The 22526-nt window shown below is 44.2% G+C and carries 19 protein-coding genes; all 19 read left to right on the top strand.

All coding sequences use genetic code 11. The annotated features are described in order from the left end of the window. The first annotated feature begins 226 nt into the window (after positions 1–226). The 19 genes from TY49_RS12310 (at position 227) to TY49_RS12220 (ending at position 22377) form a co-directional block, all read left to right on the top strand. Positions 227–1372 carry an exonuclease SbcCD subunit D gene (locus TY49_RS12310; RefSeq protein ID WP_041966212.1) on the top strand — a complete coding sequence of 382 codons (1146 nt, stop codon included), beginning with the start codon at positions 227–229 and terminating at the stop codon, positions 1370–1372. Further along, complete coding sequence (locus TY49_RS12305; RefSeq protein ID WP_041966211.1) at positions 1369–4506, top strand: AAA family ATPase; 3138 nt, start codon at positions 1369–1371, stop codon at positions 4504–4506. Before TY49_RS12310 ends, TY49_RS12305 begins: the two co-directional genes overlap by 4 nt. A 145-nt stretch (positions 4507–4651) precedes the next feature. Beyond that, positions 4652–5713: a DUF3900 domain-containing protein gene (locus TY49_RS12300; RefSeq protein ID WP_041966210.1), complete on the top strand. Its 1062-nt coding sequence runs from the start codon at positions 4652–4654 to the stop codon at positions 5711–5713. Positions 5714–5859: 146 nt separating this feature from the next. Then, a complete protein-coding gene (locus TY49_RS12295; protein ID WP_041966209.1) occupies positions 5860–6351 on the top strand; it encodes an NUDIX hydrolase in 492 nt (163 codons plus the stop codon). Positions 6352–6375: 24 nt separating this feature from the next. Further along, the gene (locus TY49_RS12290; protein WP_041966208.1) at positions 6376–7155 is read left to right on the top strand and encodes a class I SAM-dependent methyltransferase; all 780 of its coding nucleotides are present in this window, start codon (positions 6376–6378) and stop codon (positions 7153–7155) included. Positions 7156–7299: 144 nt separating this feature from the next. Next, positions 7300–8052 (top strand): SDR family NAD(P)-dependent oxidoreductase, encoded by a 753-nt coding sequence (locus TY49_RS12285; RefSeq protein ID WP_041966207.1) that lies wholly within the window; start codon positions 7300–7302, stop codon positions 8050–8052. Between the two features lie 40 nt (positions 8053–8092). Beyond that, a complete protein-coding gene (locus tag TY49_RS12280) occupies positions 8093–9706 on the top strand; it encodes a long-chain-fatty-acid--CoA ligase (protein WP_041966206.1) in 1614 nt (537 codons plus the stop codon). A 79-nt stretch (positions 9707–9785) separates the two neighbouring features. Beyond that, positions 9786–10349 (top strand): TetR/AcrR family transcriptional regulator, encoded by a 564-nt coding sequence (locus tag TY49_RS12275; RefSeq protein ID WP_041966205.1) that lies wholly within the window; start codon positions 9786–9788, stop codon positions 10347–10349. Between the two features lie 125 nt (positions 10350–10474). Then, a complete protein-coding gene (locus TY49_RS12270; protein ID WP_041966204.1) occupies positions 10475–10876 on the top strand; it encodes an acyl-CoA thioesterase in 402 nt (133 codons plus the stop codon). 39 nt (positions 10877–10915) lie between these two features. Continuing rightward, a complete protein-coding gene (locus TY49_RS12265; RefSeq protein WP_041966203.1) occupies positions 10916–11695 on the top strand; it encodes an SDR family NAD(P)-dependent oxidoreductase in 780 nt (259 codons plus the stop codon). 38 nt (positions 11696–11733) lie between these two features. Then, positions 11734–12525, top strand: coding sequence for an enoyl-CoA hydratase/isomerase family protein (locus TY49_RS12260; protein WP_041966202.1), 792 nt, complete (start codon positions 11734–11736; stop codon positions 12523–12525). An 11-nt stretch (positions 12526–12536) separates the two neighbouring features. Beyond that, positions 12537–13511: a quinone oxidoreductase family protein gene (locus TY49_RS12255; protein WP_041966201.1), complete on the top strand. Its 975-nt coding sequence runs from the start codon at positions 12537–12539 to the stop codon at positions 13509–13511. 16 nt (positions 13512–13527) lie between these two features. Continuing rightward, positions 13528–14526, top strand: coding sequence for a phosphotriesterase family protein (locus TY49_RS12250; protein ID WP_041966200.1), 999 nt, complete (start codon positions 13528–13530; stop codon positions 14524–14526). A 50-nt stretch (positions 14527–14576) separates the two neighbouring features. Further along, positions 14577–15521 (top strand): MBL fold metallo-hydrolase, encoded by a 945-nt coding sequence (locus TY49_RS12245; protein ID WP_041966199.1) that lies wholly within the window; start codon positions 14577–14579, stop codon positions 15519–15521. Positions 15522–15563: 42 nt separating this feature from the next. Next, positions 15564–17081 (top strand): class I adenylate-forming enzyme family protein, encoded by a 1518-nt coding sequence (locus TY49_RS12240; RefSeq protein WP_041966198.1) that lies wholly within the window; start codon positions 15564–15566, stop codon positions 17079–17081. A 24-nt stretch (positions 17082–17105) separates the two neighbouring features. After that, complete coding sequence (locus tag TY49_RS12235; RefSeq protein WP_041966197.1) at positions 17106–17999, top strand: R2-like ligand-binding oxidase; 894 nt, start codon at positions 17106–17108, stop codon at positions 17997–17999. Positions 18000–18280: 281 nt separating this feature from the next. Further along, a complete protein-coding gene (locus tag TY49_RS12230; protein WP_041966196.1) occupies positions 18281–19810 on the top strand; it encodes an aldehyde dehydrogenase family protein in 1530 nt (509 codons plus the stop codon). Positions 19811–19840: 30 nt separating this feature from the next. Continuing rightward, positions 19841–21055: an iron-containing alcohol dehydrogenase gene (locus TY49_RS12225; RefSeq protein ID WP_041966195.1), complete on the top strand. Its 1215-nt coding sequence runs from the start codon at positions 19841–19843 to the stop codon at positions 21053–21055. A 107-nt stretch (positions 21056–21162) separates the two neighbouring features. After that, positions 21163–22377, top strand: a complete 1215-nt coding sequence (locus TY49_RS12220; protein ID WP_041966273.1) for an acyl-CoA dehydrogenase family protein — start codon at positions 21163–21165, stop codon at positions 22375–22377. Positions 22378–22526: the final 149 nt, after the last annotated feature.

Genomic DNA, 22526 nt, shown 5'->3' with positions numbered 1-22526 from the left:
AAGTCAAATTTCAAATCACTAAAAGTTATCCCTACAGACTAAACTTGTGGAAATTTCAGGTAGATTTTAAAGAGAATGTTGATAGAATTAGAACAAATGTTCTATAAATCTTTCCTTTTTTTGAGTGCCCACTAAATTTTTGAGTTTGTTATAATAGTAGCATTGTCAAATTGGCTTTTAAAAATTATTTAAATAGATAACTTCATAAGAAACAGGGGGGATTTGCATGAAATTTATTCATACAGGTGACTGGCATCTCGGAAAGCTTGTCCACGGAATGTACATGACCGAAGACCAGAGAGAGGTATTGAATCAATTTATTGAGCTTGTCGCAGAAGAACAACCTGATGCTGTTGTAATTGCAGGGGATCTATACGACAGGTCCGTACCGCCAACTGATGCAGTAGAGCTTCTTGACGAAGTGCTATTCAAAATCAACGTGGAACTGAACACGCCTGTTGTAGCGATTGCAGGGAACCACGACAGTGCAGAACGTCTATCATTTGGCAGCTCATGGTACCGCCATAATCATTTTTACCTTACCGGAAAAATGACGAACGACTTTAGGCCAGTGCATATAAATGGGGTCAATTTTTACCTGATTCCTTATGCTGAACCTGGTGTCGTCCGCCATATGCTTGACGATTCTTCAATCCACTCCCATCAGGACGCGATGAAGGCCGTGATCGGCAAAATTGAAAAAAACCTGAATCCTGACGAAGCAAATGTTTTTGTTGGACATGCTTTCGTTCTCGGTGGCGACTCAAGCGATTCAGAGCGTTCATTATCGGTCGGTGGATCAGGCTGTGTCACCCAGGACCTGTTTGACCCATTTGCATTCACTGCACTCGGCCATCTCCATAGCCCAGACGCAATCAAACATGACAAAATAAAATACTCAGGCTCCCTATTAAAATACTCTTTTTCAGAGGCTAAACAGCGCAAATCGATTACAATCGTTGAAATGAACGAAAACGGCAGTTTTGAAATGCGTTACAGGACCCTGAAACCGAAGCAGGATATGCGTGAATTGGAAGGCCATCTGGAACAGCTTCTGGATCCTGCCTTTTATGAAAAAGAAAATATAAATGATTATTTAAAAGTAACTTTGCTTGACGATGGAGCCATAATCGACCCAATGGGCAAGCTGCGTCAGGTCTTCCCAAATGTCCTTCATCTTGATCGTAAAATTGAATCCATTGATCAAAAGGATAAGCAGCACTTCAACTCGATCAGGGAAGAAAAAAAGTCCGAGCTAAATCTTTTCGAGCAGTTTTACAAGGAAATGACAACAAGCGAATTTACTGAAGATAAACGAGGTGTAATGACAGATGTGATAGGCAAAGTATTGAAGGAGGAGGGACAAAAATGAAACCTCTGAAACTGACGATGCAAGCTTTCGGGCCATATGCCGGTGCGGAAACGATTGATTTCAGGCAGCTTGAAAACCGGACGATGTTTGTCATTTCCGGTAAAACTGGTTCCGGAAAGACAACCATTTTTGATGGTATCAGTTATGCGATTTACGGCAAGGCAAGCGGTGAGGACCGGAATGGTTCCGACTTGCGAAGCCAGTTTGCGGATGATGAGTTGTTGACTGAAGTTACGCTTGAATTTTCATTGCGTCAAAAGACTTATCAGATTACCAGATCACCGCAGCAGGAAAGAAAAAAGAAGTCTGGCGAAGGCACGACAACTGTCGGTGCAAAAGCAGAATTATTTTTAATTGACGAAAACGGAGAACTGCAGCTGCTTGCTTCAAATGTTCGCGAAGTGGATGAAAAGATCAAGGAAATCATGATCATCGACAGCAATCAATTCCGACAGATTCTGATGATTCCCCAGGGAGAATTCCGTAAGCTTCTAACGTCGGACAGTAAAGAAAAGGAAGTCATACTGCAAAGACTTTTCCATACGGAAATCTATAAAAGAGTAGAAGAAAAACTTAGAGAAGAAGCAACTGTCCTGAAAAAATCGGTTGAGGACCAGGTTGATAAAAGGAATTCAGCCCTTCGCAGCATCAAGGCTGTCGAAAATGAAGAATTGAAGGGTTATGTTGAAGCCGGCAGTACAAATGATGTCCTGATCCTCCCGCTTTTGAAAGTAGAAATTGGCGCAATGGAAACAAAACTTGAAAAGTTGAATAAAGACCGTGAAAAGCTTCAGCTGGACCGTGATAAAATGCAGCAGCGTTTGTTCGAAGCGGAAGCAACCTTAAAACAAATCCAAACACTAGAAACCTTGAAGATCACAAAGGAAAAGCTTGAAGCCCAAAAGGATCTTTTTGAAGAAAAAGAAAAACAAACTTTGCTTGCAAAAAAAGCAGCCCTTCTGAATGCACAGGAACAGCTTTGCCACCGACTTAAGGCCGACCTGGACAGTATAACAAACCAGGTAAGTGTGATCACGAAGCGAATTGAACAATTAACAGCAAGACTCACAGCAGCCGAAAAAGAACACCAGAAACAAATTGATCGGGAACCTGAGCGAAAAGCAGCTGCTGAACAGGTTAACAGCCTTGAAAATATGAACGAAGATGTCCATGCATTCGCCAGCATAGCTGCACAGTTTGCAGAGCTAAAACAAGCACTGGAATCATCGGTACAGAACCGGGAGAACAATGAAGCCAAGCTTAAGTCAACTGAAGAGCGGCTTAAAGTCTTGCTTACAGAAAAGGAAGATGCCGAAAAGGCGCAGATTACTTATCTGGAGAATGACCGGAAATTGGAAAAGCTGCTGCTTGAATTGGACAAGCTGAAAAGGCTCGGCAACCACAATCAGAAAGTCAAACAGGTTCGGTCGAGTTTTGAAACCCGCAAAGGTCAGTTTAACCAAGCTGTTTCCAGACTGAATGATGCCAAAGCCGCAGTAGAAGCTCTTGAGCAAAAATGGCTGCATTCACAGGCTGCTGTTTTGGCTGCATCTCTGCATGAAGGTGGCGCTTGCCCAGTTTGCGGATCAGAGGATCATCCTGAACCCGCGAAAGCAACAGAAGGTTTTATCCCGACCGAAGAAGATCTGAAAGCTGCACGGGAGCAGATCACTGGTGTTGAAAAAGAGAAGAGCGCTGCTGAAAAGTCTTATATTGAAACAGATACGACATTAAGGTCTATGATTGAAACAGGAGAAGAAATGATGGCTGAGGTCGTCAAATTCCGGCCTGACTTAGATGTCGGCCAGTTAGCTGATGCCGTACTCCTGACTGAAAGTGATATTGAAAAGCTCCAAAATGAGCAGAAACAGTATTCGGTAAAAATAAAAGCATTGGATAAAATCAAATCTGAAATCAAAAGGTTTGAAGACGATAGAGAAAAGCTGAATAAGCAGCTGAAAGCTATCGACGGAAGCTATCAAAGCCTGATGATCCAGTATACAGAAAAGAAAACCACCCTGGAGAGAATAACAGGGAAAATACCTGAACAACTGCGCTCACTGCAAGTATTCGAATCGAAATTGAAATCAGCACGACTCTTACAGAAGCAGCTTGATGAAGAACTGGAGCAGGCCCGCAAAAATTATCAGGAAGCGAAAGAACTTCTGGGAACCGAAAAAGCACGGAGTGAAGAGGCCGAAAAGAGATTGAAGGAAATAGATTCGCAATTGACAGCCGAGCGCGAAACATTCAAAAACAATATGACATCCCAGGGCTTTGAAAACTATCAGGCCTATCACCAGGCGAAAATATCAGAACAGGCTATTCAACAGCTTGATGCCGACATCTTGAATTATCGGGAAGAGGTCAGATCAGTAACGGATCGTTTCGCAGAGCTGTCTGATATGCTAAAAGATGTCAGGAAGCCAGATATGGAAACACTTCAATCAGAATTCGCACAATTAAATAAAATAATTAAAGAAACAGACGAAGCATACCAGGATTTAAATCTAAAAAAACGCGATAATCAATCTATTCTGGAGCAGGTAGACTCTTTGAATGAGCAGATGAAGTTGCTTGAGGAAAAATACAAGTTAGTCGGCCATTTATTCGAGATTTCAAAAGGCCAGAACACATACAGGATTACGTTCGAGCGCTTTGTCCTGGCAGCTTTCCTTGATGATATTCTTGCAGAGGCTAATGTAAGACTCAACAAGATGACGAGCGGACGATACCGATTATTACGAAAGACTGATCGTTCAAAAGGCAATGTACAGAGTGGATTGGAGCTATTGGTTCTGGATGCATATACCGGACAGGAGCGCCATGTAAAGACATTGTCTGGCGGAGAAAGCTTCAAGGCGGCGTTATCACTTGCCCTGGGATTGGCCGATGTTGTCCAGAATTACGCAGGTGGAGTTTCATTAGAGACAATGTTCATCGATGAAGGCTTCGGAACCCTTGATCCAGAGTCCCTAGACCAGGCCATAGAAGCATTAATCGATATCCAGAGCAGCGGCCGACTTGTAGGAATCATTTCCCATGTACCAGAGCTAAAGGAACGGATCGACGCAAGGCTCGAGGTCATATCCACCCAAACCGGAAGTAAAACAGAATTTCATTTAATGAATTAAACTGAGAAATACAGCATCTTGAAATAGGTGCTGTATTTTAACGATTTTTCAGCAGCCTCCACAACGAGAAGTGCCGGTCTAATTGTTTTGAGGTCTGCTTCTATACAGGGAAGAACAAAGACAAACGTCAGCAGGGAGTTTTATCATGGAATTTGAAGTTCAATATTTATCATTTTATGTTGTACAGGTAGAAGGCAAGGGCGAGCAGGCTGATAAAAGGTATAAGCATTTCCAGACATTGAATGAGCAAGAATATGAATCTAGTCATTTAAAGGATTTTCTTGATGGTGAGTTCGCTAAAATCGTCAAGCGCAAGGTAGATCGCCATCCAAAAACAGATGAAGTTCCCACCAAGCTCGGCTACTTCATCGTTGAAGAGGGCCATGATTTAACCTCCAACCCAAACTTCAACCTCTTCCATCGTGTCCGTTTTGCGGAGTCTAAGGAAGACTTCCAGCAAGAGAGTGAAAAATTCGCCATTGCCTACGTAGATACAAGCGCAGTAAGAGGAGGGGCTTTCATCGTAGCAAGAGCAAAGCTACGCAAGTTTTTTGATGATGCATTCGTGTTCATCCTGAAATGTGATTTTGAACCAAAGGTTGCCTCTATTTCCGATGAATCGACATTGATCCGGCAGGTGGAAATGGCGATAACGACTAAGAACATGAAATCAATACAGTATCCCTATATGCCAGAAGAGGGAATGATTCAGGATAATGAACTTAAAATCAACCAGTCCTCACATGCACGTTATTTTGAAGACTTCCTTAAATATGTAGAGTATGGTCAGTCGATGCCGGAAATCGTTAAGACTCAGGTCATTGAGATGGTCCGCGGACATATGGAAGAAACATTTGAGCCAGAAAGTGAAGAACGGGAGCAGCTGGAGAACGCAATGGAAATTTGGGCGGCCAGCGACAAACGCGAGCTCCAGGAACGCTTCGAACCCGAGCAGGTCATTGAAGCCGCTGCACAGCTTATCGAACATACCCCTGAACTCGAGCTGAAAATGAAGCTTGACCACATTTCGGTAAAAGGGTTGCTGGCTGATTACGGTGACAGCATCCATCTGGCAAAGGTTAATGGAAAGTATGTAATCATGATCGAAGCCGACACCATTACCTTCGAAAAAGGCTTTTCCCCAGTAGAATTTGCAAAACCGGATGAAATCGGCACTGTAGTTGAAAGAATCAGGCAAAAGAGCTGACCTTTCTCATACACAGCAAGGCATTTTGTATTACTCATACACAGAAAAGCATTGGCATAATTGCCAGTGCTTTTTTACTTCTTGTCATCAACTTCATTTTTTGGTTACAATTGGAAAGAAGGAATGGTAAGTAAGGAGGCTAAGGAATGCTTACTACATATGTAAACTGGAACAATGCGAAAGTTAAGTTATCCTGGCAGGAAGATGACCAGCTTCCACCGAGGGAGTTGATCAGCAGTGTCCATGGTTTCTGTTTTCACGAAGATAAGGTACTTCTGGTAAACTTAAATCATCGCGGTTGGGATATGACTGGCGGTCATATCGAGGCAGGTGAATCAGCTGAGGAATGCTTTAAGAGAGAGACAATGGAAGAGGCATATGTTTCTGGTGATTGCAGGCTTTTAGGTTCAATCATTGTCGATCATAGTGAAAACTCGCAATGGATTGATAATAGTCCATACCCCAAAATTGGGTTCCAGGTGTTTTACCGGATGGACATTAAAGAAATACATGATTTCGATGCAGGATATGAATCTTCTGAAAGAATTTTTGTCGATCAAGACCAGGTACGCGAATATTATCACGATTGGCACGAGCTGTATGAACACATTTTAAATTATGCTGCTAATAATTTATAGATTAAGATAGTTAGGGTGATTCAAATGGATGCTGTTAAACAAAATAGTCATGCATGGGACAAGAAGGTTGAAAGTGAAGCAGTTTATACCAAGGCTGTTTCAAGAGAAGTTATTGAAAAAAGCAAAGCGGGAGAATGGGAAATTACGGTAACAACTGAAAAACCGGTCCCAAGAAGCTGGTTTCCACAATCACTGGCAGGATTGAAAGTTCTTTGTCTTGCTTCTGGAGGCGGACAGCAGGGTCCTGTTCTGGCTGCAGCAGGAGCTGATGTTACAGTTGTTGATATTTCAAAAAAACAGTTGGAACAGGATGAGTTTGTTGCGAAAAGAGATGGACTCAATTTAAGTACATTACAATGCAGCATGACAGACCTTTCAGCCTTCAGTGATGAGCAATTTGACTTGATCATCCATCCAGTGGCCAATTTATTCGTCGAAGACATCTCACTAGTTTGGAAGGAAGCATCAAGAGTATTGAAAGACAAAGGGACGCTAATATCCGGCTTTACAAATCCTCTCTTATTTATTTTCGATGATGAAGAGGACAAGAAAGGAAACCTGGTGGTGAAACATAAGGTTCCGACGTCGTCTCTTGATAATCTGACAGATAAAGAAAAGGAAGAGTATTTGAACTCTGATCAAACGATTGAATTCGGCCATACATTAGAGGATCAGATCCAGGGTCAAATTGATGCCGGCCTTGTCATCGCTGGATTATATGAAGACGATTTTGGCGGCAGAAGGCCTCTTGATGAGTATATTAAATGCTTTGTAGCAACAAAAGCAGTTAAGATTAAGCTCTAAACTGCTAAAGCCCTAAGTTTCTTTAGGGCTTTTTCTTATATATTTAGAATATTTAGACTAATAGTTGAATATTTCAATATAAACGTTATAATAAAGTTAACAATACATACCGACCGGTTAGTAGATAGCCTGAGGGGGAATACAATGAGATTAGAAAACAAGACAGCAATCATTACTGGCGCTGCCAGCGGGATAGGCCGTGCAGCCGCACTTCGATTTGCGGCGGAAGGAGCTCTGCTGGTGATTGCCGATGTGAATGGTGATGGCGGGCGAGAGACAGTTCAGCTTATTGAACAACAGGGAGGAAGCGCTCTTTTTTACGAGACAAATGTAAGCGATTCCAAACAGGTGAAAGAACTCATTTCAACAACTGTTGAAGCATACGGGAAGCTTGATATTCTCTTTAATAACGCAGGTATAGGAAATCCAGATGTTAAGAGTGTCGATCTCGAGGAAGAAGATTGGGACAGGATTATAGACATTAACCTTAAAGGGGTATTCCTCGGCATTAAATATGCTGTACCAGAAATGAAAAAAGCTGGAGGTGGAGCGATCATTAACACCTCTAGTTTACTGGGGATTAAGGGACAAAAATATTTGGCAGCATATAACGCATCCAAGGCCGGCGTCATCCTGCTGACCAAAAATGCCGCGTTAGAATACGGCAGAGATCATATCCGTGTAAATGCAATTGCCCCGGGTGTTATCGACACGCAAATTATCGACGGGTGGAAAAATGATGATCGAAAATGGCCAATTATTTCGAGGGCCAATGCCTTAGGCAGAATCGGAACACCTGAAGAGGTCGCAAATGCGGTCCTGTTCTTAGCCTCCGATGAAGCTTCCTTTATTACTGGTGCCACTTTGTCAGTCGACGGCGGTGGACTGACATTTTAGCCATATACAATTAAGTTATATTTTGAATGGGGGAAATTAAATGAGCGAGAAAAATGTCTGGCTTTCCAAGTATCCTGACTCCATTGCATCCACTATCACTATTCCTGAAAAATCTTTGCCGCAAATGCTTCGAGAATCAGCAGAGAAGTATCCTCATAACAATGCTTTATCCTTCTATGGCAGGAAAGTTACTTATGAACAATTGTCCCAGACTGTGACACATTTTGCCTCAGCACTTCAAAACAGAGCAGTCGAGGCTGGAGACAGGGTTGCCATCATGCTTCCGAACTGCCCTCAATATGTTATTTCGTATTTTGGTATATTGACCGCAGGAGGGATTGTCACCCAGGTTAACCCCATGTCCGTTGAACGTGAGCTTGAATATATCCTCAATGACTCAGGAGCGGAAACGATTGTCGTGTTTGATGCGCTCTATGCCAAGGTAAAGAGTGTTCAGGCTTCTACCAAACTAAGAAATATCATTGTTGTAAGTCTCCAGCCTTCTGAGCATGCTTTTGGGCCAGATACAAAATTTGAAGTGTTCATATCAGAAAGCAGCGGCAGGACTTCCGTAGTGGATGTTGACCCCACAGAGAATGTCGCTGTGCTGCAGTACACCGGCGGAACGACAGGAAGATCCAAGGGAGCGATGCTGACCCATCAGAATTTGCTAGCTAATGTCCTGCAATCATATGAATTTTTCAAGAATGACATCACACCTGGCGCAGAGCGTTCGTTGACGGTGATTCCCCTGTTCCATGTGTTTGGGATGACAGCATGTATGAATCTATCAATCTATACAGGGGCAGAGATTATTTTGTTGCCGCGCTTTGATCTGGAAGAGGTCCTGAATACGATAAAAAATGAGCAGCCGACCATGTTCCCAGGTGTGCCAACGATGTACGTCGCTATCACGAATCACCCGAAAGCAGAGGAATATGGAATCGGCAGCATAGAAATTTGCAACAGCGGCAGTGCCCCTATGCCAGTCGAGCTGCTAAAAGAATTTGAGAGAAAAACTGGTTCAAAGATCCTTGAAGGCTATGGCCTTTCGGAGGCATCGCCAACTACACATTGCAATCCAAGTTTTGCGGAGAGAAAGCCTGGCAGTGTCGGTATCGGCATGCCATCAACAGAATACAAAGTTGTCGACCTGGCAACAGGAACAGAAGAAGTACCAGCTGGAGAACTGGGTGAAGTAATCATCAAAGGGCCGCAGGTTATGAAGGGCTACTGGAATATGCCAGAGGAGACAGCAAACACATTGAGGGATGGATGGCTCTTTACGGGAGATATCGCTAAGGTAGATGACGAAGGATATCTCTATATAGTCGACAGGAAAAAAGACATGATCATTGCGAGCGGCTACAATATTTATCCACGTGATACCGAGGAAGTATTGTATGAACACCCAGCTGTCCAGGAGGCCGTGGTGATTGGCATCCCGGATGAATATCGAGGTGAGGCAGTCAAAGCAGTGATCGTGCTAAAAGCAGGTAAGGAAGCGGATGAAGCTCAAATCAAGGAATTTTGCCGGCAAAATATGGCGGCATACAAGGTTCCGAACGTCGTGGAGTTCCGTGAACAGCTGCCGAAGACGAGTGTGGGCAAGATTTTGCGCAGAGCATTAAGAGAAGAAGTGAAAAGTAAATAAATACTTTCTGCTTAATGGGACAGGGGGTAAAATATGGTATAATTTCTGTGCAGACTAGTATGATTGCGAGGACAGCAAAGTGAAAGAGAAAATTACCGCACACAGCATAAAATTATTTGAGAAAAAAGGCTTCAGTGAGACATCCATCCAGGATATTGTTGACTCACTCGGGGTAACGAAAGGTTCATTTTATTATTACTTCTCCAGCAAAGAAGAATTACTGATGGATATACATCTTAGATATATCGACGAATTACTTGGCCGTCAGGAAGAAATACTCTTGGAAAAAAAAACAAGCAAGCAAAAATTGTTCGATATCGTTTATATGCTGATCAGCAGCATTAAATCCAAAGGAGCATCAGCAAAAATATTTTTCAGGGAAATGCGTCACTTAAGTGATGACAGGCTTGCCCAGATTGTCGCAAAGCGAGATCAATTCAGGATGAACGTTGAAAGACTGATTCGTGAAGGAATCGATAGCGGCGAATTTCGGAAGGATTTGAATCCTGTTATTGTTACCTTTGGTATACTGGGTGCTGCCAACTGGAGCTACCAGTGGTTCAATCCTCAGGGGAAGATATCAGATCGGGAAGTGGCGGAGATTTTTGTCGAAATGATCCTAAAGGGAATCGAAGTCAATTGAAGAATAAATGTAGGGAGGGGCTTGTGAGAGCCAAGCCTCTTTCTATACCATTTACATACCAACCGGTTAGTACGAAGAATGTTTTACTTTAATGTTTATACAGTAGAGAGTAAAGGAGAGATATAATGCAGGAAATCCAGGTTCAGGCTCGATTCGGCGAGACGGACGCACTTGGACATATTAACAATACCAGTTATTTTGTTTATCTGGAGGAGGCAAGGATTCGTTTTTTCGAGTCTTTAGGCTACAGCATGGAATTGAATGACTGGAAATTTATTTTAGCTTCCACTAAATGTGATTTCGTTAGCCAGGGTTATTTTGATCAGTTATTAACGGTAAAAACTTATGTATCAAGAATTGGCTCAAAAAGCTTTCAGCTGGAGCATGATATTGTTTGCTCGCAAACACAGCAGTTGATTGCAAAGGGAAACGCAATCATTGTGTATTATGATTTTACAAATCAAAAGAGTGAGTCTTTGCCAGAATTGCTTAAAGAAGGCCTGAAAAGCTATTTATTGCCCGCTTAAAAAACTGAATATTCCGTTTATATATAGGAGGTGCTAGAAATGAGATTTGCAGAATCAGTCGTTCTTGTTACAGGAGCGGGGAGCGGAATTGGGAAAGCGGCAGCCGCCCGGTTTGCCAGTGAAGGAGCAAAAGTGATAATGGTCGGACGGACGAAATCCAAGCTTGAGAGCGCGGCTAAGGAAATTAATGAATACCTTAAGGTTCCTAGAGCAGAAATCTTTCCAGCTGACGTAACAGATGAAGAAGATGTCAGGGAGTTAGCCCAATATATTGAGGAGCAATTTGGCGAATTACATGTCCTTGTCAATAATGCAGGCGGTTCGGCCCACTCAAAGATCATGGACACCTCAGCAAGCGATTGGGACTTTGTACAAAATACGAACTTAAAAAGTGTTTTCCTTGTCTCGAAAACGCTTGGAAAGCTCATGGCAAATAGTGCAGAGAAGGAAGGAGATCTGTCTCAAAACCGTTCGATTGTGAATGTAGCCAGCTTATCCGGACACCAGGCAGGGGCCCATATCCCCCATTATAGTGCTGCTAAAGCTGGTGTCATCAATTTTACAAAAGCAATGGCATTAGAATTGTCTCCTTACGGAATCAGGGTCAATTCAGTATCACCTGGTTTTGTGGAAACTCCCCTGACTGAGGAGGGGATGAAGAATGAACAATTTGTTAAAGCAATCAGAAGAAATACAGCTCTAAGGCGAGCTGGCAATCCTGATGAAATTGCGAATGTGATTGCTTTTGTCGCATCAAGGGAAGCTTCCTACATGACAGGTTCTGACATTCTCGTTGATGGCGGATGGTTGATTAAATAAGTTTATAATTCTATCAAATCCGAGAAAGGGTGATCGCTTTGACGAATGTTAGTACGAGTGACCATTTAGTTATTAATAAAAATGAAACAGTACTGTCCTTAACCTTAAACAGACCTGAAAGCTTGAATGCCTTCAGTCCGGAAATGATTCTTACACTGACGGAGGCATTGAAAGAGGCACAGAACGACCCCGAGGTAAAGGTAATCGTTTTATCAGGTGCCGGCCGATCGTTCAGTGCAGGCGGCGATGTAAAAACGATGGGCCAGGCAAACGCGGCAGGCGTCTATGACCACATCGGCAGGCTGAATGAGTGTATTCTTGCCCTGAAAGCTACAGAGAAGCCAATCATTGCAGCAGTTCATGGTTTTGCTGCTGGTGCAGGTTTTAACCTAGCCTTAGCTTGTGACCTAATTATCGCAGCCAATGACAGTAAATTCGCGTTAAGCTTTTCGCAGGTTGGCCTCGTCTCTGACGGCGGGGGTTCCTATTTTGTCCCAAGACTAGTTGGACCCCATCTGGCAAAACAATTCTTGTTCACTGCAGAACCCATACCGGCGGAGCGTTTATACCAGCTGGGGGTCATCAATTATCTTGTACCTGTGGAAAAGTTACAGGAAGAAACACTGAAGCTTGCCGGTCAGCTGGCAAATGGCCCGACCAGAACATACGGGATGATCAAGAAGCTAGTCGACCATTCAATGACAGCAACACTGGAAGAGATTCTTGAGCAGGAACGAATCACACAGACAATGATGGTATCAACTGAAGACCATCAAGAAGGCATTGCAGCCTTCAAGGAAAAAAGAAAGCCAAACTTTATAGGCAACTAAGGAGGAAAACCATGAAAGCAATTCAACTGAAAGAATATGGAGGTCCAGAGGTTCTCCAAGTGGTAGAACTAGAACGCCCAGTTCCTAAAGGTCATCAAGTATTAATTGAAATCCATGCGATTGGAGTCAATTATGCGGACACAGCAAGAAGAGAAGGTCAGTACGTTGTTCCAACTAATCTGCCGTTTATCCCTGGAGCAGAAATTGCGGGAGTAGTGGTTGAGACAGGAGAATCAGTAACGACTGTCCAAAAAGGTGACCGTATCGTTACCTTGATTGAATCAGGGGGTTACGCGGAGTTCGCCCTTGCTGACAGCCGCGGGCTGATTCCTTTACAGGAGAAGATGGATTTTGAGCAGGCAGTCGCATTGCCACTACAGGGCCTGAGTGCTTATCACATCCTGAAGACGATGGGAAGGCTTGAAAAAGGTGAAACAGTACTTGTCCATGCAGCGGCCGGAGGAGTAGGAACTCTGGCTGTCCAACTAGCCAAGCTATCAGGTGCAGGCAAAGTAATAGCAACTGCTAGCACAGATGATAAACTCGCATTGGCCGCTGATATGGGAGCTGATGTACTTATTAATTATACTGAACAAGGATGGGAGGAAAAGGTTCTTGAAGCGACCGGCGGTAAAGGGGTCGATGTCGCGTTGGAAATGGCAGGAGGCGAGATTTTCAATAAAACATTGAAATGCCTTGCCACGTTTGGGCGGCTGGTGATCTATGGAGTTGCCAGCGGAGAGCAGAGCCGCTTTTATCCATCATCCTTAATGGCCAGGAACCAGTCTGTCATCGGTTTTTTCCTGCCGCAAATCATGAGAAAGCCGGCGCTGATTCAATCTAGTATGGCTGAGATGCTTGGTTATTTATCGAAGGGGCAATTGAAACTGACTATTGGAGGCGTATATTCGCTTGATCAGGCAGCAGAAGTCCATCGCCTTTTGCAATCACGCCAGACAAAGGGAAAGCTGATTCTTAAACCTTAATAAGGGGTGTACTAAAATGACAACGATAAATACGGTAACTGGTCCCATAAAAAGTGAGCAATTGGGCAAGACGCTGATTCATGAGCACTTTATCTTTGGCTATCCTGGTTTCCAGGGGGATGTGACGCTGGGTGGATTTAATGAAGAATCAGCTTTGGAAGAGGCAATCAACATTTCCAGATATATGCAAAGCTTTGGTGTGAAGACAGTCGTGGATCCGACCCCAAATGAATGTGGAAGAAACCCGGAATTTTTAAATAAAATCTCGGAAGCTACTGGCCTCCAGATTATTTGTGCTACGGGCTATTATTACGAAGGTGAAGGAGCAACTCCTTATTTTAAGTTCAGGCAGGCACTGGGCACAGCGGAAGAAGAAATCTATCAAATGTTCAAGAAGGAACTCACCGATGGTATCGCAGGTTCTGCAATTAAGCCAGGAGTGATTAAGCTCGCTTCAAGCAAGGATGAAATCACGGAGTATGAAAAGATGTTTTTCCGTGCCGGGGCACGCGTGCAACAAGAAACAGGGGCGGTCATCCTCACACACACCCAGGAAGGAACAATGGGCCCAGAGCAGGTCAGGTTACTGATTGAGAATGGAGCAGATCCTGGAAAAATCATTATCGGCCATATGTGCGGAAATACCGACCCTGAATATCATAAACAGGTAATGGACCAGGGAGTCAGGATCGGCTTGGATCGTTTCGGCATCCAGGGAATGGTTGGAGCTCCTTTCGACCAGGAACGGGTACAGACTTTATTGGCTTTACTTAATGAAGGGTACGAAGATCAAATTTTACTGGCACATGATACCGTGAATATCTGGCTCGGCCGCCCTCCGGTTATGCCAGAGCAGGCAGTAAAGATCATGGAGAACTGGCAGCCAGGACATATTTTCAATAATATCCTTCCACAGCTCAGAGAAAGTGGAGTGACTGAAACGCAAATTGATAAGATGCTCGGCGAAAATGCTGTTGGTCTATTTAATGGGGCTCCGGCAAAGGTAGTTTCCTAGAAACAGTTATCGGAGCTCATTCAGATTCTATTAGAAAGGGGCGATGACCTATCCAAAAAATTATACCTCTTACGCTGGATTCGCCTTTTTCTGAAGGGATCGTTGTCGTTTATGCCGTATTGGGTGAAACAGCAACACTTATAGATACAGGCAATCCAGGCGAGAAATCCTTTTACCAGCTGAAATCTCTTCTAAATGAAAATAATCTCAGTTTTAAAGACTTTGATCATATCATTGTGACCCATATGCATACGGACCATTGTGGTGGAGTCAGCCTGATCCAACAAGAAGCACCCCTTCCAGTATTTGTACATGAGCTTGCCAGGCCAGCGATTACAGGAGGAGAAGCAGAGTTTAATAGGATTGACCATTTTTTTACTGATTTCATTAAACAGTGTGGTGCTGACCCTTCCATCCATCAGCATGCACGGAAATACAAGGAAGAAATCTGGCGTGACGTCCATTATGTCAGCGAAGGTGATGAAGTATACATAGGTGGAAGACCCTATAGTGTGTTGCATGTTCCGGGCCACAGCCAGACAGATATCCTTCTGATTGATGAGGAGCAGGGAATCACATTTGTTGGTGACCATATAATACCTGAGCTGGCCGTCAACGCCTTTATCGAACCACCTGTGCCAGGGAAGAGTCATCGTCCCGCTCCATTGATCCAATACAGGGAATCTTTGATCCGCTCAAAAGGCAGACAGCTTGGAAAATGTTATTCAGGACACGGAAAACCCTTTAAACAGCACATAGAACTCATTGATAAAAGATTAGCTCAGCAGGATGCACGCTGCCAGCAAATACGGCAGGTTCTAAAAGAACGTGATAAAAATGTTTACGAGATTTGTCAGGAGGTCTACCCGCACTTGAAGGGTGGAATCGTTTTCCTTGGGCTCTCACAAATACAGGGCCATCTTGATTTGATGGAGGCCCGAAATGAGGTGATGAAAGGGGAACGGAACTCAATCACATATTACAAGCTGATCTGATAGTTGCCCAAGCTTCTTAAACTTTTAACAGGAGAGGATTACATGAAGCTGAAAGAGCTGCTTGAAAATAATATCAGTAAATACGGTGAATACCCATTTATCTATTATAACGGTCAGCAGTATACAAATATAGAAACTAGGAATTATGCTGACCAGATTGCGAATGGTCTCCATAAGCTTGGAGTCGGAAAAGGCGACAGGGTTGTCGTCTGTATGCCAAATAACCCTGAAGTGATTTTCTCCTATCAAGGCATCACCAGAAGCGGTGCAGTCATTGTACCAATCATGTTCACCCTGCATCCGAAAGAAATTCAGTACATCATCAGAAATTGCGAAGCCAAAGTTGTCCTTTCCTCTTCCTATACAGCAGAAAATATGAAAAAGGCGATTGAAGGCCTGGAAGTCAAACCAGTGCTGGTCGTTACAGATCTTCCTGGCAGTGATAATGTGTTGAACCTATATGATTTAATGTCTTTGGAGTCAGCTGACACCGAGGATGATTCTGATGAAAACGAACCCGCCGTGCTTTTATACACCTCAGGAACGACTGGAAATCCGAAAGGCGTTCTATTGACCCACAAAAACCTCTACACCAATGCTGCTAACTCCGCTGCCCATAATGAAACCGAAAGAAGCGTAACAATTGGCGTCCTGCCACTAGCACATGTATACGGGCTTACCATATCGAATACATGCTATATAACCGGAAGTTCAGTTGTTGTATTCGCCAGGTTTGACCCAGAAGAAATTTTCAAAGCTATTGAGACTTATAAAGTAAAAGCATTCTCTGCAGTGCCTGCGATGATCCACGCCATGGTTGGCAGCCCACATGCTGACCGTTATGATACGTCCTCGCTAGAGTGGATTGGCTCAGGGTCGGCACCATTGCCAATTGCGTTACTCAATGGTTTTCGGCATAAGTTCGGTGCGAAAGTTTTTGAAGGTTATGGTTTATCAGAGGCAGCCCCTATCGTTACCGCACACAATAAGAAAATCGAAATAAAACCAGGTTCAGTCGGAATCCCGATTCCAGGAATTAAGATAAAAATCGTTGATCATCAGGGCAAAGAAGTTCTCGCAGGTGTAGTGGGAGAACTTATTGTTTCTGGTGACAATGTTACTCCCGGCTACTACCATAACCAGAAAGAAACAAACCGTGTCATCAAGGAAGGCTGGCTATTCACCGGTGATATGGCCAGAGTTGACAACCAAGGCTATCTCTACATTGTCGACAGGAAAAAGGATTTGGTGATCAGGGGTGGTTTTAATGTGTATCCCCGTGATATTGAAGAGCTGCTGAACGCCCATGAGTCTGTCTCAGAAGCAGCTGTCGTTGGAGTACCTGATGAAGCGATGGGTGAAGAAATCGTTGCATGTGTCGTGAAAAAAGCGGGAGCCACTGCGACTGAAGAGGAACTAATTCTTTACTGCCAGGACAATCTTGCCAAAAACAAAACACCGAAGCGCATTGTTTTTATGGAAGCTTTGCCACGGAACGGTGTGGGCAAGATCCTGAAAACTCGTTTAAGAGAAACAGCTGCAAATATCATCACAAAATAAGCCATTTACCAAGGAGGAGCGCAAGTGGAACAAAGAACAATTTTAACAACCAGCAAGCGAGGACTACAGATAGATTCATTCCCGTTCCGTCTCTATCAAAAAGCGAAGAAGTTCGGCATCTGGAACCCGGCTGATATGGATTTTACCCAGGACCAAAAAGACTGGAAGCAACTGAATGCTGAACAACAGAATGATATTTTGCGTTTGATTTCACAATTCCAGGCAGGGGAGGAAGCCGTAACCCTTGATTTGCTGCCGCTGATCATGGCCATCGCTAAAGAAGGCAGGCTCGAGGAAGAGATGTTTTTAACCACCTTCTTGTTCGAAGAGGCCAAGCATACAGAGTTCTTCCGTCTTGTCTTGAATGCGCTCGGTGAAACAGGTGATCTATCAGGACACCATACAACTACTTATAAAACAATTTTTTATGAAATCCTGCCAACTACAATGGACCGTCTGCTGACAGACCAATCACCAGAAGCGATCGCCGAAGCAGCAACTGTCTACAATATGTTCGTTGAGGGGGTCCTTGCAGAAACTGGCTATTACTCATTCTATCAAAATCTTGAAACACTTGGTTTAATGCCAGGACTCCTCAAGGGGATCGGCAATTTGAAAAGAGACGAATCAAGGCATATTGGTTATGGTACCTTCCTGCTGCAAAGACTGATTTGTGAGCATCCACATTTGTACGAGTATGTCGAAGGCAAAATGCAGGAACTTACCCCGCTTGCCATCCGGCTGAACCAGGAGGGCTTCAAGGGCAAAGATGTAAGTACTTTCGGCAACCAGATTGAAGATACGATGAATTTTACGATGAAACAGCTTTCTGTCCGGATGGACATTCTGTCCCGGGCAAGAGGCAAGCGCATTGAAGAGATTTATAGAGTCACAGAAACAGAGATGGGAGTTCTGTAAGTACTGTTAAACAGGCCAGAATAAGCAGCCTGGTCGAATTATTTGAGAATGTGGTCGAATTAATCGAATATGTGGTCGAATTAATTACAAATGTGGTCGAATAATTCACAAATGTGGTCGAAAAAGTCGGGAAAGTGGTCGAAATAATGAATTCAGGCCGAATAACAAGGTAGATATAACTATGATTTGAGAAATGGAGTCTAAGAAAAGGACAACTTTTGAAAACGACCATTAATAAGGGATATAACCAACAATTTTTTATAAGTGAAGGAGGAAGCAAAATGACTGTAAATGTCGATGTAAAAACGTTCCCGCTATTTATCAATGGAAAATGGGAGGCAGCGAGCAGCCAGGAAACGTTTGATGTCTTTAATCCGGCGACTGGAGAACTGGTGGCACGCGTGGCAAAAGGAAATGGAGCTGATGTTGACAGGGCCGTTAATGCAGCACGTAAAACATTTGATGAAACTGACTGGAAGGATATGAAGCCAAAGGACAGATCGAAGGTGCTTTATGCTATCTCCTATCAAATAGCTGCCCATGCGGAAGAATTGGCTTATCTTGAAGCGGTCAGTTCCGGCGGTACGGTGAGAAGAATTGGCGCAAACGATATTCTTCAAATGGTCGATTTATTCCAGACATTGGCTAAGTTCGTTGAAGAATATGAGTTTTCTGAAACGCTGCCAAGCCCGCCTTTTCCGGGACCGGCACATAATTTTATCTGGCGTGAACCTATCGGAGTTTGCGCAGCAATTACTCCTTGGAACCTGCCAATGGTGATCGCGACATGGAAAATCGCTCCTGCACTGGCGATGGGAAATACAGTTGTCGTCAAGCCAGCAAGCTACACTCCTTTATCGACTTTGAAGCTGGCTGAAATCATTTCACAGGTCGTGCCGCCTGGAGTCATCAATGTCGTGACTGGACCAGGTGCTGAAGTTGGGGAAAAGCTGGCCTGTCATCCAAAAGTTGATAAGGTTGCTTTTACAGGGTCGACTGAAGTGGGCCGGAAGGTGATGCAGCTTGCTGCAGGGACAGTGAAGAACACGACACTTGAGCTTGGCGGCAAATCACCTAACATCATCCTCGAAGATGCTGACTTAAGCATCGCCCTGCCAGGAAGCTTATTTGGGGTGTTCCTGCACTCAGGACAGCTTTGTGAATCAGGGACGAGACTTTTTGTTCCAGATCATTTGCACGATGTGATTGTTGAGAATCTAGTAAAGCTGGCTGCGAAAATCAAGCTAGGCAACCCACTTGATCCTGCTACGGATGCTGGCCCGGTCATTTCAAAAAAGCAAATAGAGACGATTTTATCCTATATCGAAACAGGAAAATCAGAAGGAGCCACCCTTGTTTGCGGTGGAAAAGAAGTTAAGGTTGATGGCTGCGAAAATGGACATTTCATTGAACCAACGATTTTCACGAATGTAACGAATGACATGAAAATTGCCCGTGAAGAAATTTTCGGTCCCGTTTTGTCTGTAATTCGTTATACAGATGTTGACGAAGCCATCAGAATGGCGAATGACTCCATTTACGGTCTTGCTGCCGGCGTATGGACCAGGGACGTGAATAAAGCATATGAAGTTGCCCGCAAGTTACAGGCTGGTGTGGTCTGGATCAATGACTGGCATATGCTTCGCAATGATGCCCCATTTGGTGGATACAAGCAGAGCGGAATCGGCCGCGAAATGGGCAAGCATTCACTCGATTCCTACACTCAAGTCAAGCATGTGCACACTTCAATGGTACCGGAAGCTCATAAGCGAACATGGTATGGCTTGCTGCTTTCCGACAGTGCTGAATAAGAAAATAAAAATTTTAATGAGGTGAAAAAGATGCAAAGTACAACATTATCACAGTTCTCCCTTCGTTCGGCAATTTACAGTGGATCAAATTCCCGTGCAATGGTACCTGATTTGTTCAAGGGCTTAGGGTCTAAAAGAGTTGTTCTTTTTAGCGACAGAGGTCTGGAAAAAGCCGGCGTAGTAGACAAGGTCGCCCAAATTTTCGAGCTGACCAGTAAAGGAACCGGCCCTGAACTTGCCGGGATTTATGTCGACATTGCCCAGGATGCCGAAAGCACATCGGTGAATGAAGCACTTCGTTATGCAAGGGAAGTGGGGGCTGACGGATTGCTTGCTGTCGGAGGCGGCAGCGTGCTTGACACAGTTAAAGGAGTAAAGTATGCCCTGCATAAAGGGTTAACCGATATTAAGGAAGCGATTCCTGGCGGCTTTGTATTCGAGCAATTCCCTAAAGCAACCCATATCCCGATTCCGCACATCGCCATTCCGACAACTGCGGGAACAGGATCTGAGGTCTCGCCGATCGCGGTCATCTACAATGAAGATATCCAAATGAAGGGCAATATCATCAATCCTTTCCTCAGTGCGGACATTGCGGTACTGGATCCTGACTTGACGGTAGGTCTGCCGCCTGCAATCACTGCTTTTACAGGCTTTGATGCACTGACCCATGCGATCGAGGCATTTGCATCACCTAGTTCTACTGCACTGACTGATGCTCATGCTTTGCATGCAATCAGGCTGATCGAAAAAAATCTTCCGATTGCTGTAGCAGAAGGTTCCAATCTTGACGCAAGAATGGAAATGCTGCAGGCGAGCCTTATGGGAATCACGGCATTTAGTTTTGCTTTGAACGCCATTCCAGTCCATAACTTCGCCCATGCATATGGAGCATTGTTCCGAATTCCTCATGGACTAGCAAATGCCGTTTTCCTCCCTGTGGTGATGGAATATGTACCAAGTTTGTATCTTCCGAAGGTAAAAGAGTTAGCCGCGGCATTGCGGGTTGACTTTGATACTGATCAGGATCATGAGTCTGTCCTGGCAAAAGTTGTTGAAAAAATCAGGGTGCTTCAGCATAAGACCGGATTGCCATCGGACTTTACAGAATACAATTTAACTGAGGAAGACCTGGAGCGGGTTGCAGGTGCCGTTGCCAAGGACCCTGCCGCCGTATCCTTCCCGATGCCAAAAGAACTGATTCAGGCTGTCGGACAGCAAGTCGTGCCACTTGGCGTAAAATAATATGAATTAAGAGGGGAATCCGGACGCGGTTCACCCTCTTTTTACAGTAAAAAGGGATCTTCAATCTAATTTGCTTGCACATTCTCATAAAGGAGTGGTTACCGATGATGAATTTTGATTTTACAGAAGAACAAGAACTATTGAGAAAAACGGTCAGGAGCTTTGTAGACAAGGAAATCATGCCATATATAAAAGAATGGGATGAAAACCAGCATTTTGAAACCAGTATTTTAACAAGGCTTGCTCACCTGGGATTAATGGGAGTCTGCATCCCTGAACAGTATGGCGGAAGCGGGATGGACTATAATTCCCTGGCGATTGTATGTGAGGAACTAGAACGCGGCGATACAGCATTCAGGACAGCGGTCTCGGTGCACACCGGACTGAACAGCATGACCTTGCTTCAGTGGGGAAATGAGGAACAAAAGCAAAAGTACCTGGTTCCTCAGTCCAAAGGGCAGAAGGTTGGAGCATTTGGGCTTACTGAACCAAATGCAGGTTCCGATGTGGCCGCGATGCAGACAAAGGCAATTGATGCAGGAGACCACTATGTGCTCAATGGATCAAAAACATGGATATCATTATGTGATGTAGCGGACCACTTCATTGTATTTGCTTATACGGACAAAAGCAAAAAACACCATGGCATCTCTGCCTTTATTGTGGAAAGAACCTGGGAAGGCTTCTCCTCTAAAGCGATAAAAGGAAAGTTGGGTATTAGGGCCGGAAATACCGGTGAAATTTTCTTTGATAATGTAAAGGTTCCTAAAGAAAATTTGTTGGGGGAAGAGGGAGATGGATTTAAAATTGCGATGTCTGCACTGGATAATGGCCGCTTCACGGTAGCTGCCGGTGCATGCGGAACAATCATGGCAAGCCTTGAGTCTAGTGTAAAATACTGCCATGAACGAAGCACCTTTGGCAAAGAGATAGGCAGACACCAGCTCGTCCAGCAAATGATCGCCAAGATGGAAGCAGGGTTGGTACAATCACGATTGCTCGTTTACCATGCCGGCTGTCTTAAAAACCAGGGTAAGAGGAATACCCGGGAAACCTCCCTGGCCAAGTGGCAGGCATGCGACTATGCCTATGAAGCCGCAAATGATGCCGTGCAAATCCACGGTGCGTACGGATTCTCTAACGATTATCCGGTTGAACGATATTTAAGGAACGCCAAAGCGCCTGTCATTTATGAAGGAACACGAGAAATACACACAGTCATGCAGGGAGAGTATGTTTTAGGTTATCGAGTCGATAAGCCATTATCCAAAATGCTTCCAGCCTGGCCGTTTGAGTCTGTTACTGAGGAGGCCGTGAATTAAGACAGTAAAAAATGTTGCATTGCCCGGAATTCGATGGCGGAGCCAATTTGGGGTAATGCAATGGCTCTGCATTACCCGTAATTCTGTGATGAAGTCCATTTGGGGTAATGCAACGGCTCTGCATTACCCGTAATTCGGTGGAGGATTCC

Origin of the sequence: Mesobacillus selenatarsenatis SF-1 (genome assembly GCF_000813125.1) — a bacterium.
In the GTDB taxonomy this organism is placed as follows: domain Bacteria; phylum Bacillota; class Bacilli; order Bacillales; family Cytobacillaceae; genus Mesobacillus; species Mesobacillus selenatarsenatis.
The sequence above is the reverse complement of the archived record's forward strand: the minus strand, read 5'-3'. Positions and strand labels throughout refer to the sequence as shown.

Excerpts from the sequence above, each read along its gene's own strand:
- TY49_RS12310 (WP_041966212.1), top strand. The coding sequence starts at position 227 with ATGAAATTTATTCATACAGGTGACTGGCATCTCGGAAAGCTTGTCCAC.
- TY49_RS12305 (WP_041966211.1), top strand. The coding sequence starts at position 1,369 with ATGAAACCTCTGAAACTGACGATGCAAGCTTTCGGGCCATATGCCGGT.
- TY49_RS12300 (WP_041966210.1), top strand. The coding sequence starts at position 4,652 with ATGGAATTTGAAGTTCAATATTTATCATTTTATGTTGTACAGGTAGAA.
- TY49_RS12295 (WP_041966209.1), top strand. The coding sequence starts at position 5,860 with ATGCTTACTACATATGTAAACTGGAACAATGCGAAAGTTAAGTTATCC.
- TY49_RS12290 (WP_041966208.1), top strand. The coding sequence starts at position 6,376 with ATGGATGCTGTTAAACAAAATAGTCATGCATGGGACAAGAAGGTTGAA.
- TY49_RS12285 (WP_041966207.1), top strand. The coding sequence starts at position 7,300 with ATGAGATTAGAAAACAAGACAGCAATCATTACTGGCGCTGCCAGCGGG.
- TY49_RS12280 (WP_041966206.1), top strand. The coding sequence starts at position 8,093 with ATGAGCGAGAAAAATGTCTGGCTTTCCAAGTATCCTGACTCCATTGCA.
- TY49_RS12270 (WP_041966204.1), top strand. The coding sequence starts at position 10,475 with ATGCAGGAAATCCAGGTTCAGGCTCGATTCGGCGAGACGGACGCACTT.
- TY49_RS12265 (WP_041966203.1), top strand. The coding sequence starts at position 10,916 with ATGAGATTTGCAGAATCAGTCGTTCTTGTTACAGGAGCGGGGAGCGGA.
- TY49_RS12255 (WP_041966201.1), top strand. The coding sequence starts at position 12,537 with ATGAAAGCAATTCAACTGAAAGAATATGGAGGTCCAGAGGTTCTCCAA.
- TY49_RS12250 (WP_041966200.1), top strand. The coding sequence starts at position 13,528 with ATGACAACGATAAATACGGTAACTGGTCCCATAAAAAGTGAGCAATTG.
- TY49_RS12240 (WP_041966198.1), top strand. The coding sequence starts at position 15,564 with ATGAAGCTGAAAGAGCTGCTTGAAAATAATATCAGTAAATACGGTGAA.
- TY49_RS12230 (WP_041966196.1), top strand. The coding sequence starts at position 18,281 with ATGACTGTAAATGTCGATGTAAAAACGTTCCCGCTATTTATCAATGGA.
- TY49_RS12225 (WP_041966195.1), top strand. The coding sequence starts at position 19,841 with ATGCAAAGTACAACATTATCACAGTTCTCCCTTCGTTCGGCAATTTAC.
- TY49_RS12220 (WP_041966273.1), top strand. The coding sequence starts at position 21,163 with ATGAATTTTGATTTTACAGAAGAACAAGAACTATTGAGAAAAACGGTC.